Here is a 14,212-nt window from a genome sequence, read left to right on the forward strand (position 1 = left end):
ATTTAGGCTTAATATTAATTATAAACAACACCTTATTTGCTGTATAGTAATAGATTTTGATATATTGGTTGTATACCCTAATAAGTAGTAATTAATTTTTTACTAGTTACTCCCCTACTTAATTTACTACCTATAATAATATCAAACAGGTCCCCCTGTGTTGGTTCATTTACTTCATTATCACAATTAACCTCCATTCTTCCGTATTGTGTATTAAAATAGAAAAAATGCATTAGCTACAAACTAATACATTTTTTCACACCCATTATTTCAAGAACTCTAACACTTTCTCAGCTATAGCTTTCCCAAGCAACGGAGGAACAGCATTCCCAACTTGTTGATATTGTGAGTCTTTTGTTCCTTTAAAAATATACGAATCAGGGAAAGATTGTAACCTTGCTGCTTCTCTTATGCTCACAGCTCTATCCATTTTAGGATGAATCCACATTGACTTCCTTACATTTACAACTGTTCCACATTGCGTGTCATATTTTAGTCTTTGATAAATTGTATTCTGAGTTCTGCTCGGATCAGTGTACGTGCTTTGTTGTTCCTTACTAAGATCATGGAAATTTTGTCCCTCTGATAATATTTTAAACCTTCCTAATGCAACTTCTCTAGTACTCGTATTTACATGGTTATATATTACTTCTGAATCAAAAACAAAATCTGAATATGTAAAAGGGCATTTAATGTCCGTATTTTGCTTTATCTTTCCAACTTCATTAACAATTTTATCTGGTACCATTAATTCTAAATCACTAATAGCATTAAATATCGTTGTGTACTCTTCTTGTTTGGTAAAGACTGCTAGTGGTAATTCCACTTTTTTCTTTGAATTACCAATTATATCATCTCTGGCACCAATAATGATTAATCTTTCTCTTGTTTGAGGAACCCCAAAGTTAACTGCCTTTAAAATTCCGCTATCAAATGTATATCCCGCTTTTCTAAATGATTCTAATAAAAAATCAAAAACGTTATAAGTTTCTACTTTTATCGTAATATTTTCATTTTTAATATAAAAACCGATCAGCTTAATGTTATGTTTAGAAATTTCATTAAATTTATTTAATACTTTTTGTGCCTCAATTATATTCTTTATATATTTTAAACACTCTTGTGGCCTATTATTATCAAAGTTTTCTTTTATTAAATACCACTGAGTTCTGTATTCTTCAATGTAATAATTATTATGAAAGCAATCCCAATTTGGAATTATTTTTTTTAATTTAACTAACTTGTCTTTTGCCTTCTTTTCATTTTTTATTATTGAATTCAGCTCAATATATATATCATTTCTTAAAGAAAATTTACATAAATTATTAATTCCATTTTCATTTACAAAATCAACAATTAATGATGTAAGTGTATTATTTATTCCAATATCTACTTCTTCAACTATTGTTTTCAAATTAAGTCTATTAATTAGTGCTAAATCATCTTTTCCAACAAAAAACTTATGTTTTACAGATCTTATAGCTTTTACATTTTCAAAGACAAATACCTTCGGTTTAATTGTTTCAATGAATTTTACGTATTCTTTAACAAGTTGGTTATTATTTGATATTAATGAACTCTTCTGCCTATTAGCATTTGAAAATCCTTGACAAGGCGGTCCCCCAACAACTACATCCATATTTACAAAATCTCTTTTTATTCTATCTATATTCTTAACTATATCAATGATATCACTCTCCATTCTTACGTTTGAATGGTTAGCAATATAAGTTTCTTGCATAAATCTATTTATTTCTACTGCTAAAGTAATCTCAAATTTTTTAGTACTTAGAAAACCCAAACTTAATCCACCTGCACCTGCAAAAAGATCAATAATTTTATATTTACTCATCGTGTTCCACCTATCTAGAAATATTTATTCTATTTAGCAGCATAACATCAAACTAAAAGAATTTCAATACTTAATAAATACCTTTATTGTAATTACCTAGGTGTACCTGTCTCCCACCTATAATGGCATTCAAAAGCTTTCTTGTTTATTTTCTTATCAAACCAGTTTTTTAATCCAAAGCTCAAACAAACAAATCATATGCATTATCATTTCTCCACAAATTTAATAAGTGCACCTTAACACAAATAAATTAAACTGTCGATTTATCACTTTATTTCAAACTATATTTCTTCTTTTATATATCTCTCTTTTAGCAATAACCAGCAATCTTCTTTTTTACACCATTGCCCTATATTTATACCTTTAACCTTTGGCTTTTCAAAATGATTGAAAATTTTATATGCTAACTCTTCGATTAATATTTCTAATTCAGCAGGTATTCTTTGATTTTTCCATATGTATTCATCGCTTACTTCATTTTGATGAAATTCTGATAGCAATGCTATCGTATAGTAATTGATTTGCGCTTTATATCCTCCAAATTTTAAACTATCAACAATTTTGTCACAACCTTGAAATAAAATAACTTTAGCAATCATATCTTTATAGCTTTGTTCACAAGGTGCTACTATTTCGTCAAGTTTTATTTTTTCTGAAAATTTAATAAAATTTGTCTCTAGACCTTTGCTAACAATATCAGGATATTTAAGCCAAGCCATAAGGCACTTTGCTGCAACGGTTTTAGATATACATTGACTTTTAGGATTTTGTTCTTTAAATTGACGTTTTGTACCTGCCGTAGGTTGTCTACCTAACTCAACCATATATTGACCTCTTGCTCTTTCATAAAACCATTTGCTAGTACTTTTACCCTTATCTGTCGGTATAAATATTTTCCTTGAAAGTCTTTCCATATCAATATGATACTCATCATTAGCACTAAAGTCTGACATATTAATTTTGTTTTGACTGTTCGCATATTTTGATATATTGCTTACAATTTCATTAGCTTTTTCTTTATTTTTTATTACAGTCAATTTCATTTGAACATTTACATTATCCAAGGAAATCTTATTTTGTAATGCATTGTATATAGACGCTGTAGTCTGTCCACCATTAACAATTTGCCATCCCTTTATTTCTTTAATTCTAACAAAATTATCTGTAGAATTTTGTTCATCCAATATAATTTCTTCAGCCACTGTAGAAATTCCATTATTGTAAGCCATAAACATTTCAGATGATTTAGACAACGTCTCTTTTAACCCTTTATTAATTTTACCTGTTGCCTGTAGAAATGACCGTACATTTTTTTCTATTAATCGTTGCCCTTCGTCTTTATAAATATTAGCTAAACATATACCTGGTATTATTCCTATGTAACAGTCATAAGTATCATTTGAACCCTCTACCTTTATCATTTTAAGACTATGCTTGTACTTATTTTGGAATCGTATAACAATATCTTCTTGTATTTTATTTTGATATATAAATTGACAAATCCGCTCTAAGTCCCACACATCATATTTAACAGTAACTTTATCTATATGTATATCATTAGGAATGTGACATGCCGCTTCCTTATTAGTTAATAAAACAACTTCTAATGTTTCTATAAACGATATTTTTTCTTTAATAAACTCATATGCACCATACCCGACACTTGATTCTTCTATATTTAGGAAATAATCTGTTTTACAATTTCTATAAAATTTAGTTGCTTGCTTTAAATTCTTGTCAATCTCTATTTTACCTATCTTATCAATACTCTCTCTATTATTGAAATCACTAATAATTAGCGTAAGTGTCTGGAAATATTCGTCATAAGCATATCCATTAATTCTCATTTTTTCACTTGTCTTTTTATAATTTAATATTTCACAATTTGACGCAAATGTTTCACCTGCACCAACAATGTATGATACAAAAACAGCAGTAAAAGCGTCTTCACTCCCTGTTTTATTAACCATCGGATGCAATTTTACTTCTTCAAGCAGTTCATTATTAAATTCTTTCATTTGCTCAGTTATCATTTTGGCACCTCTTTAGCGCATTATAGAGTTCTTCCTCACTTATTTGAAACTGTTCACAGATAGGCAGATCTAACTCATACGTTATATTTCCAATACCTGTTGGTAAGTCTTTACTAACGATTTTAGGAAACTGACCATTTATTTCATAATTACACATTTCTCTCTGTTTAAATCCAATATTATATAACTCAGGATGTTCTTTAATGAACCCGTATTTATACAATTTATTATTAAATTCTTCTATGTTACCTTGATGATCCATAACTGTAGTTTTTATTTTTTCAATTAATTCTGGCAAATGTTCTCCATCTGTTTCACTTTTCCTTAGCGCAATAAATTTCAAAAACAACCTACCGTTGACATCCATAGGATCTAATTGATACTCGCTACTAATATTTATCTTATACGGTCCTTTTGTACTTGTGGTCTTCACTTCTACAGCATTAGTATCTATATAAAAATCATGGGTCTCCATATTACAACCCGTCCACCAATGTACTGCCTGTTCACCATACTTCTTAATTAATTGCTCGAGCAATAATAATTCTCCATATAACCCTTGTTGCTTTATTTCAGACATTTTAATTTCTGGCTGAATGAGAAAAAACTTTTTCCATTTTGTAAGAACATTTATTAAAGTTATAATTGTCCTATTAGGCTCTCTTAAGCATTTCAGTGTATCAAAAATGTCTTCAACTATTATTTCAAAAATGTAGTTTTCATATTGTTCTAATTGTTGAAAAACAATGCAGTCATAGTTTTCATCCTCATAATCATACATATGATTAATAGCTATCTCTATGCCTTTCCATTTAGGTAACGTATTTATAACCTCTCTACTATAATCCATATTTAATTTAATTCCAAATTCACGGGTTTTAGTATTTGCATCAACAAAGAAGATTGTTCTAATTGAATTGTCTAACACTTTAGATCTTGATAACTTTTTTTTACCTTCATAGATTGGAAGTATGAGATCGCATTCAATAGTCTTATACATTTCACTAATATAACTCATTTTCATCACCCCTAACTCCCACAGCATTTAGCTTATAAGAAACCAAATCTCCAAGCTTTTTATTATCAGGAAATACAATAGCAAAACCTATTGCTGTTTTAATAATTTCACCCTCAATTTTTAAATCTTTGACTTCCTCCACGTTAATTGGATAGATAATAATCAATCCATTAAGTCGATCTCTAATCGTTGCTCTTATGAATTCAGACGTAGTTTTTCCTTTGTCCTTTTCCTTTGCTACCTGTTTTTTTCTAACATCATCCATTTGAGCCTGTGTAAAATCATAATACTCCTGATCTTTTGAAGTTAATGTTCTTATAGAGCATATGTCACCGACCTTATCGAAACCTTTTTCCGTTCGTGTAATACCTTGGCCGATTGTCAAATCAGCAATTTTTAATTCTTTGTTTTTTCCAACATTTATTAAACATACTGTCCAATTAGTTAATCCTCCAACTTTCATTTGAGATTGTATATATTCAGCCATATACTTACTATTAGCCTTATTTGCATTTTTAGAAGTCTCATACTCTAAGAGAAAGTCCACAATATAATTACCATTTACATTCTCCCAAAACAGGTGGCTATTGGTGCTTTTCTCTCTCCCTTTTTTCTCCCAATAATGTTCTACATTCTTCCCTAATGACTTAATAAATTTTTCTGTAGCAACAAAATTTATACGATATTTTTCTGCATTTATATCAATTGATCTAGTTTGACTCAACGTATTGCTAAATGACATCCTTCTATCATCACCACTTTTAATTTTTTTCTCATTTGATATTTTTAATCCTGGATGCGTCGCTACTCTTAACCCAAAGTTCTCAGGTGTTTCTTCAATATTATTCATATAATCAATTTGGTTTCTAAGATCCTCCGTTGCAAAAGATATTTCTTGAAACCAAAGGAAAAGATTTTTCTGAGTGTATATTCTACATAAATCAGCATATCCAGGTCTAAAGCCAAACCATCTCCCCATTTGCATTAATGTATCATACATTTTAGATTCCCTTGTAAAATAACTTACGGTAAGACCTTCAAGCGTCAATCCCCTTGATAACTTATCGCCACCAATTGCAATCACATTGTATTGCTTGCTTTTATGTTCTTTATATAATAAAGCATCTTTACTTTTCCCATTAATACTATACACTTTTATCATATTATCACACATTATATTCTTTATTTCACCAAAAATATCTTTCCATTCAATTATTTTAATATTATCCATATATTTTTTATGTTTTTGTAACATTGTAGATGTCGTTTTTTTATAATCACTAATCCAAAAATCATGCAATTTATCCGCAATTTCTGTATCTCCACCTTTTATTTGGCACATTAAATCCTCATAGTATGTTTTAACTTTACGATGTACCATTTTTTGAATATCAGTTAACCTGGTGATATGAATTAACATAGTATTGGGTTTACCTTTTTCTCCTCTGCAATTTCTTGTGGCAATAGATATTATAAATGACATAATAGCTTTTTCTAATTCTTTAGGTAACTCACTTCTTACAGATTTCTTTTTTGAATCAATAAATGTTAAATCCTTTACTTCCCTATATAATGGCATACCTGGCTGTTCTTCACTTCCAAAAAACTCCACAGCGCCTATATATTTATTAGGTTTTGGAAGACTAAGTATAAAATCTTTTGGAAACAAATCGCTACCATATTGATCATCATATACTTTATCAGGAATAAATATATTAGCATATGGTGTAGCTGTATATCCTACGTAAGACCTACAATCAAATAATTTAAATAGTACTCTTATTAATCTATTAATTGTAGATGGATCATACTCTGAGCGTATATTTCCATTTTCATCAAAAGCATAATTCGTATTTATAGAAGCCTGATCTGCTTCGTCATCAATTATTAGAAGTGGATAATTAGGTGTGATATGTACAGTATTCTTTTCAAAGTTAACACTAGCAATATGATTATTTTTAAAATTTTCAATTAAATTTTTTAAGACAGACACCTGTTTTTTTACAACTAGTAACACTGGATTTTGTGGGATAACGCTTATTCTAGACTTTGCTTTATTAAAATCACCATTTTCATCTCTAGATGTAAGCGGTTGAACATAGAAATCTGTTTTTGATCGTGCTCCTACTCCAACTCCTATTTCGTTTTTTATAAGCTCTACTTGTTCACTTAGGTACTTTGTACTTGTTTCAAACCCTAATACTTCCTCATCTATTCTTGATTGTGTTTGACTACGCAAATTATTATGCATTCCTGCTAAGACTATTATGATTTTGTATCCTGCATCTACCGCTTTATTTATCAATCCAATATAATGAGCCGTTTTACCTGATTGTACATACCCCACAACCATACCCTTTCTTTCCTCTTCTATATTAAGAAGTGGGTTAGCCATTGCATTTAAAACTTTATCCGTGGTATTATCAATGCCGATATCAATGGCCCCCCTGTCCCATCCTTTTTCAATTAAATAGTTATAGTATCTATTCCAGAACTGAGACTCTATCGTCTTCTTGTAATCTTGCCACCACGTAACATCTTTCACTTCAGGACCTACTAAAAAAGATTCCCTATCATATTCCATACTAATCTGCTCAAATAAATAATTATTAAGTTTTTGAGAATCATTAACTTGTGCTCCCATAAATTTCATTGTTTCATCAATAGCATCCTTTATTAACATATTATTTTTAGCAATCAATCCCATACAAAAATCATATGCAGAACGATAAAACATTTTATCATTACTATCAACCTCACAAATATTAACCATTTGTTTTTCCTCCTAAATAATTTGTTTAATCTCGTCTTTTAAATATATATAGTTTTTCATATCCATAAGTGTTGATAATATCTCTTCCTTTATATATCCATTTTCAAGGAATATTTTGATCAAACTTCTAATATGCAATAAATCCTTTTGTTTTGCTATATCATCAACAATGCTCAAACTATTATTCTTCCTTAAATTATGCATAGCGTCTGCCACCCCTGAAAGCATGACTGGAGAAAAATTTTCCACCAATGCTAAATAAGAATTGAGTATGTTTTTGTTTTCTTCATCTAAGGACTTCTTTAAATTTAATAAAAGTGAATGTTTCTTATTCAAATAAAATTTATATTCTCCTGTGCTACTTTTCCTTTGTTCCCAAACATAACTTAATTGAGGTGAATTAGAATTTGCATTTTTTAAATAAGTACCTCTTGAATTATATACACTGGCTGACTTCTCCCCACATATATTAGCCACCTGTTCAATAAGTTCTTCTATATATACAGGTGGAACGGCTTTCGATTTTTTTATATCTATCTGCCAATCCAAATCACTATCTGCATTAATATCTAGTTTAATACGTGCAAGATTAAAAGACGGTTCCTTCTTAAAAAGTCCAAACCATGTCCCATAAACTAATAATCTTCTATTCCTATAAACATAAAAACCCTGATGCTGCTGCCAACCTTTGATACCACCAGCATCTTTATATCCCTTATCTGAGTCAAATTTATTTTTATGTGGCAAAATAAAAGGTTCTATATTAATTTTCTTACCTTTCTCGTAATGAATCTCCGGACTTAATTCCTGTGTAGCAGTATTACATAATACAAATGGGTCCCAAGCAAGAACTAAATTTCCATTAACATTAATAAATACATCATCTTCATTGATAAATCTATGAAATACTAACCCTATGTGCTTACTTACCTTATTCATAGTATTATAAAATTTAGTTTTTGATTTAATAATATTATTTTCATCTATCATTTTATCTAACATCTCAATAAATACAATTGTTCCATTTTCTATATTTTCTAGCATACTGTTTGCATTTCCAATGATTTTTTCATCATCTTTACAAATAATTAAATCCCATTCACGTGTTGTTTCAATATAATCTAAATCCCAACATGCATTAGCTACTACTCCATTTTTTTTTGTAATTACGGTAAGCCGCTTTCCCAAAGAAAATGCAGCTGTTTTCATACCCATTCCAAATCTACCAAGATCGTAATATCCACGTTGTTCATTAGGATCTGAAGACCCTATTCTCATTGACTTAAATAGTTCTTCTGAATCCATACCTATTCCATTATCAATAATACTAATTCTCTTATTGTTCCAATCAAATTCTATATTAATTTCAGTAGCTTCCGCTGAAATACAATTATCTACAATATCAGCTATTGCTGTCTCTTCTATATACCCAACTGCCCTTAGTGAAGATAATAATAAATGGGCATCTGGTATGGATGATTTAATTGTTTTTTTATTTTTCATAATTACCCTCCTCTATGGTTTATTAAAGTTATTTTCATAAACTAACCCTTAATACTACTTCATTATACACTTTTTTTGTTTTATTTTCCCATATTGTTAGCAAACAGAACTTGTCTACCTCGTGACCAATTTATGTAATGGGGTCAGACCCCATGAAAAAACTGCAAACAGTTTCTTCTTACTAAATCTTTATATTGATTATCATATTTTTTTAATCTTTCTTTTAAGTTTGCTATGGTTTTCTCGATTTCAGCTTTACTTAGTAGTTTGTTTTCAGTGTTTTCTATTAATCTATCATTTATTTCTAAGTCTTGCATGTATTCATTAATTTGAGCTTGTACTTTCTCTTTCATTACCGTAAGCTTACGTTTACTAATATGTCTTCGTTTTGACGCAGAAGCTTCTATTTTTGTTCCATCTATAGCCACTAGTGATTTCCCATATAATCCGATTTCATTGCAAAAATCAACAAACACATCAAATACTTGTTTTATAGCATTGGTGTTTTCTTTTCTGAAGTCAGATATAGCCCTTTGCTTTGGTTGCACTCCTTTTAGTAACCAGATAACTTCTCTATTAATTATGGTTTGTTTTTGTAGTTTTCTTGAAGATCTTATTCCATTATAATATCCGTAAATGTAAAGTTTAAGCATATCCTGTGGGCTGTATTTAGGTCTACCTGTTTCATCATTCTTTCCTATCAAAAAACCAAGTGAATATAAGTCAAAGCTATCTACTAATTTGTCCATAACTCTAACTTCACTATCATCATGTACATATTCTTCAATGGATTCAATAAGAACTTGATCTCTTTGTTTTCCAAATACATAATTCATTTAACCCACACTACATCCACTTATTATAGTTATATAACACCATAATTAGACAAATATTGATAGTTTTCGCTCAACCTGCCGGGGTACGTCACCTAATTGTAAACACAATTTGTTTTGCTACAGACTGCATTATTATGTTTACCCTTTGTAGCTAAGTTGTATATGTAAATTGGGATCAATGGGAATATTTTACGTTCCATAATGTTTGAAATTCATACTACCGCTATAAACTTTTAAAAAATAACTAAAAACCCAATTTGCAGATTCTTTATTTTTTAAATTAGATTTATAATATAATTAATCTAAGATACTTTAAATTGTTTGATTTTTATAGACTCTCTATACTGCTCTGCATCTGGTATTTCAACGAATTCTACAGTTTTATCAAATTCAGCCTTTACTACTTCTTTAATTTCATTTAATGTTACCTTAAAAAATTCTCTTCTTTTATTTACCATATTGATTTTTTTATTGTCAAAGGCTTTATGTAGAGCGTTTTCTAGTTTAGGTGCATCGTCCGTAAATATCATAGCGTGAACATCAAATCTAAATGGAACTGAAGCATCACCTAATTCATCTACTCTATCCTGAGGCTCTAAACGTCGTGTCATGCCTATTTTATAAACATTTTCTCCGAACGCTCCTATATTACTTATAATATAAACATATCCTGCTCTTTGATTTGCTTGTCTATAATCAACATCTCTTAAATTATCATTTAATGTTACGAGCTGAGCCTCTAATTCTATTTTCTTCAAAAGTAATAATTCCTTTTGCTGCTTATCTAAATTTTCATTTGCTAATTGCTCTACTACTTTACTTAATGCATTATCATAATGTTTTAATTCTTTATCTATATTTTTTTTCATTTCTTCTAATTCCTTTTGTAATTTTGCTTGTTCTCTTAATTCCTCACGAATACTTTTTTGTTCTTCTTTTTCTTCTTGTTTTTTTACTAAATATTTATACGCTAGATTTAACTCTTGCAATTTTAATTCTAGGAAACTATTTCTTATAGATACCTTATTGGTTTCATTAAGTTTGTTTAATGCATCATACGCTTTAATAATCCTTTTTCTCATACTTTCGATATTATTAAATTTAACTCTATCTGTAGCATTTTCACATTCATTATTAAAACACCTTAAAATTTGCTTAATATTATCATTAGTCATCTTTTTACCTTTAGCTAGGCTTCCATCTACTGTCCATGATTGTGAATAACTAACTGCACTCTTATCTTTTATTTTGTTTTTTTGTAATTGTCTTATAGATTCTAGTTTATCTTTATACATTTCAGCATTAGCAAAGTCATATGTCGGTTTATATAATCCGAATTCTTGCATCAATAGCACTTCATCTAAAATAATTAAATCAGATTTTTTTTCATTCGTTTCTTTCTCTAATCTCGATTTTTCCGTAGTTAAACGTTGCAACTCATTTTTTAAATTATTTTTATCTAAGTTAAGATACTTTATTTCTCTGTTTAGCTCCTCAATTTTATTATGTTCTGGTAATAGCTTTGACTTTAAAGATTCTATTTCACTATGTAATTGTTCGTTTTCTTTTGCTTTAAACAAATCCATTATTCCCATATATTTTTAAATCCCCCTCTTGATTGTTCATATATTGTTATCATTACGGTCTAAATTATATCACATTTTGCTCAACCATTTATAGCAAATTCACTCCATTCATAAAAACCCCAGGGGTACGTAAACAAATTGTGAACACAATTTGTTTTACTATAATTCAAACAGATTTATATATAAAACGTTTTAAATATAGAAGATTTGCTTGTTTTAAACAAAATATCTCCTCAAAATAAATTTGCATATCTAAACATCCAATACACACCTGTCACACTATAATCATCCATCGCCAGCATATATAGAATCCCAGGAAGGTCATACCTCGTTCGCATGTTTTCGAGAAAGGTGGATAAAGATAGAATTATCACTCTATATATATTATCTTTTAGGCTCTCATCAAACTATTAAATTGTATGTTTTTCACCTTTCAAAAACCATCATTATTATTTACAATTATCCTTGATCTCTCTAATATAATTAAATTAAAACCTGAAACTCCCACGCTTAAAAGCATGGGGTTCTTAGGTACTAAATAACTTTCTTTAATATCACGAATGATATTAACACTAATTATTTTCCCCAAAAATTTCACCATCAAGGATTGCAACCAACCCGTTAGCGATAGCATAATGCCCGTTTCAAGACATTTTTTTATTCTAAACTCCCATACTACTTAAATTATCTAATCCTTGCAATCTTTTAATTTCTTTATTATGCAACAATAAAAACTTTTCAAAATCTTTATTACATGCATCAAAATTTATACTGCATAGATCATCATTAACATTTTTAATTAAGTATGCCGAATATATATCCCGTTGGACTTTAATTTGTTTACCATTATGTTCAAAATAATTCCACCTTTGTGATAATTTCTTTTTACTATATTGTTGATTTAAGTGGTTATACTGTGAAGCTTTCACTCGCCATGTATTAATTTCAAAGTATTTTCCACCTTTAGATTTTAGCTTGTTTTCTAGCATTGTTAAAAATTTACTAGGTGCTTTATTTGCTAATGATTTGCCAAATCTCTTTTTCTTGTTAATCCTTCCAGTTTTATCATTAGTAGTTGTATTTTTAGCACGTTTTTGCAATCCTTTAAAGTTCATTTCTTCAACATAGACTGCATTGCAATTTTTTACTATTTCATTAATCATTATATTATGATCTTGTTCTCTTATATCCCTTTGTTTCCTTTATACATCTTTAAGTTTATTCTTAGCTTTTACGTATTTATTTGAATATTTCCATTCTAATTTAACACCTTTTTTTATAGTGCAATTTTCATCGAAATTATTAGGATTAGTTTTTCTCTTACTTCTATCCATATATCTTTGAATTCTACGTTTTTCACTTTCAATGTTTTGTACATGTGGAGCCAATTCATATAGCTTAACATCAGATTCACAAGTATAAGCAATTGTCTGTGTGCCTATGTCAATTCCACAATATCCAAGGCCTATATCATTTCTAATTTATCCTGTCGCTTGGTTAAACTTAGTAGGAGCTACTCCATCTAAAACTATTTGAAGTATATATTTATAATGCCCTCGTACAAATTTTCTTTTAATTCTACAGAAACATATTTTATTCCTTAAAGCATCTATCTCATATTGGTTATTTATATTAAGCATTGTTTTAATCTTTAACCCTTTCCATTTAAGCGTATTTGTTTCAATATCGTATCTTATTCCAGTACCATTAGATTTACCTTCTAATGAATTTAACGGATTGTTTCTGCCTTTAAAGTGAACTTGTTCACCTTTACCAAACAAATTAGTTTCTAAAGATTTCCATACTCTAGATGCAATCTTCTGAGCAGTGAAGCTGTCTAAATTATATTTAAATGTATGTTGCGTTGATTTTACATCTTCATGAAGTGAATATTCGATTAGCCTAAATTCTTTAAGCATTGCATTTTTAATATCAAAATACGGAGTGCAAAGCTTACTCAATTCTTTCTTGTCCCATTTATTTTTATAAATATTTGATAATTCAGATTGATTTTTCCTCCAGTTTTTAGTCTTGCTCATTTTATTATACCTACTTAGAGTTTTACCTAAAACTGAATTATAGATTTTTCTTCCGATTTCAAATCTTTTATCCAATATCTTTTCTTCAAAATTTTCAAGATTAAGCTTTAGGTTCAATACGAACCGTCGTTTGGCTTCTTTTTTTGCCACTGAATATTCACCTCCTTTTCTATAGTTGAAGTTTCAATTTTAACGACATTTCAGAAGGAAGTCTCCCACTTCTATAAGCTGGAAGTACATACCCTAACAAACAGAAAACTTCAGTGGAAGTATAAATCTCCTTCTGAAGTCATTAATGCATCTTCTACGAAGATGTTGCAGCTCCGCAGGAGACGATTTAATCCCCTTAGTTATGTATTTAAGTCTTCTTCTACCCTAGATATTAATAGTATTTTCTCCTATCCCTTGGACAATATACAAAAATGATAATTAATTATAGTGTTGTATTTGTTCCTTTATTATTTTTTTTATAATTCTTTTATTGCCTATCGACAAGTGCTATCCATCCCACACCTTAAGGAGTGGGCTTTCCGCACAAATTCATTGTAAGAAAACCCACAACTAATTGAATA

10 protein-coding genes are annotated in these 14,212 nt (G+C 29.3%); all 10 read right to left on the reverse strand.

Features of this window, described 5'->3' with window-relative positions:
* Window positions 1-265: 265 nt before the first annotated feature.
* Window positions 266-1,852, reverse strand: a complete 1,587-nt coding sequence (locus ACWJKP_RS13355; protein WP_165412296.1) for a DNA cytosine methyltransferase — start codon at window positions 1,850-1,852, stop codon at window positions 266-268.
* Window positions 1,853-2,133: 281 nt separating this feature from the next.
* On the reverse strand, window positions 2,134-3,885 hold the full coding sequence (locus tag ACWJKP_RS13360; RefSeq protein ID WP_165412295.1) for an AIPR family protein: 1,752 nt from the start codon (window positions 3,883-3,885) through the stop codon (window positions 2,134-2,136).
* On the reverse strand, window positions 3,875-4,903 hold the full coding sequence (locus ACWJKP_RS13365; protein ID WP_165412294.1) for a PD-(D/E)XK motif protein: 1,029 nt from the start codon (window positions 4,901-4,903) through the stop codon (window positions 3,875-3,877). Before ACWJKP_RS13365 ends, ACWJKP_RS13360 begins: the two co-directional genes overlap by 11 nt.
* Complete coding sequence (locus ACWJKP_RS13370) at window positions 4,890-7,676, reverse strand: Z1 domain-containing protein (RefSeq protein WP_224578890.1); 2,787 nt, start codon at window positions 7,674-7,676, stop codon at window positions 4,890-4,892. Before ACWJKP_RS13370 ends, ACWJKP_RS13365 begins: the two co-directional genes overlap by 14 nt.
* 12 nt (window positions 7,677-7,688) lie before the next feature.
* Entirely contained in the window at window positions 7,689-9,179 is a 1,491-nt protein-coding gene (locus ACWJKP_RS13375; protein ID WP_165412293.1) for an ATP-binding protein, read from the reverse strand.
* 143 nt (window positions 9,180-9,322) lie between these two features.
* On the reverse strand, window positions 9,323-10,015 hold the full coding sequence (locus ACWJKP_RS13380; RefSeq protein WP_165412292.1) for a transposase: 693 nt from the start codon (window positions 10,013-10,015) through the stop codon (window positions 9,323-9,325).
* Window positions 10,016-10,317: 302 nt separating this feature from the next.
* Window positions 10,318-11,610, reverse strand: a complete 1,293-nt coding sequence (locus ACWJKP_RS13385) for an SNIPE associated domain-containing protein (RefSeq protein ID WP_165412291.1) — start codon at window positions 11,608-11,610, stop codon at window positions 10,318-10,320.
* Between the two features lie 653 nt (window positions 11,611-12,263).
* Window positions 12,264-12,764 carry a hypothetical protein gene (locus ACWJKP_RS13390; RefSeq protein WP_224578887.1) on the reverse strand — a complete coding sequence of 167 codons (501 nt, stop codon included), beginning with the start codon at window positions 12,762-12,764 and terminating at the stop codon, window positions 12,264-12,266.
* Window positions 12,765-12,803: 39 nt separating this feature from the next.
* Entirely contained in the window at window positions 12,804-12,989 is a 186-nt protein-coding gene (locus ACWJKP_RS13395; RefSeq protein WP_224578886.1) for a hypothetical protein, read from the reverse strand.
* Window positions 12,990-13,082: 93 nt separating this feature from the next.
* Window positions 13,083-13,790: a hypothetical protein gene (locus ACWJKP_RS13400; protein ID WP_224578884.1), complete on the reverse strand. Its 708-nt coding sequence runs from the start codon at window positions 13,788-13,790 to the stop codon at window positions 13,083-13,085.
* Between the last annotated feature and the right edge of the window lie 422 nt (window positions 13,791-14,212).

The organism is Clostridium sp. CM037, assembly GCF_055081095.1.

Bases quoted from the DNA above. Each gene is read 5' to 3' on its own strand.
- ACWJKP_RS13355 (WP_165412296.1), bottom strand. From the start codon at position 1,852: ATGAGTAAATATAAAATTATTGATCTTTTTGCAGGTGCAGGTGGATTA.
- ACWJKP_RS13360 (WP_165412295.1), bottom strand. From the start codon at position 3,885: ATGATAACTGAGCAAATGAAAGAATTTAATAATGAACTGCTTGAAGAA.
- ACWJKP_RS13365 (WP_165412294.1), bottom strand. From the start codon at position 4,903: ATGAGTTATATTAGTGAAATGTATAAGACTATTGAATGCGATCTCATA.
- ACWJKP_RS13370 (WP_224578890.1), bottom strand. From the start codon at position 7,676: ATGGTTAATATTTGTGAGGTTGATAGTAATGATAAAATGTTTTATCGT.
- ACWJKP_RS13375 (WP_165412293.1), bottom strand. From the start codon at position 9,179: ATGAAAAATAAAAAAACAATTAAATCATCCATACCAGATGCCCATTTA.
- ACWJKP_RS13380 (WP_165412292.1), bottom strand. From the start codon at position 10,015: ATGAATTATGTATTTGGAAAACAAAGAGATCAAGTTCTTATTGAATCC.
- ACWJKP_RS13385 (WP_165412291.1), bottom strand. From the start codon at position 11,610: ATGGGAATAATGGATTTGTTTAAAGCAAAAGAAAACGAACAATTACAT.
- ACWJKP_RS13390 (WP_224578887.1), bottom strand. From the start codon at position 12,764: ATGATTAATGAAATAGTAAAAAATTGCAATGCAGTCTATGTTGAAGAA.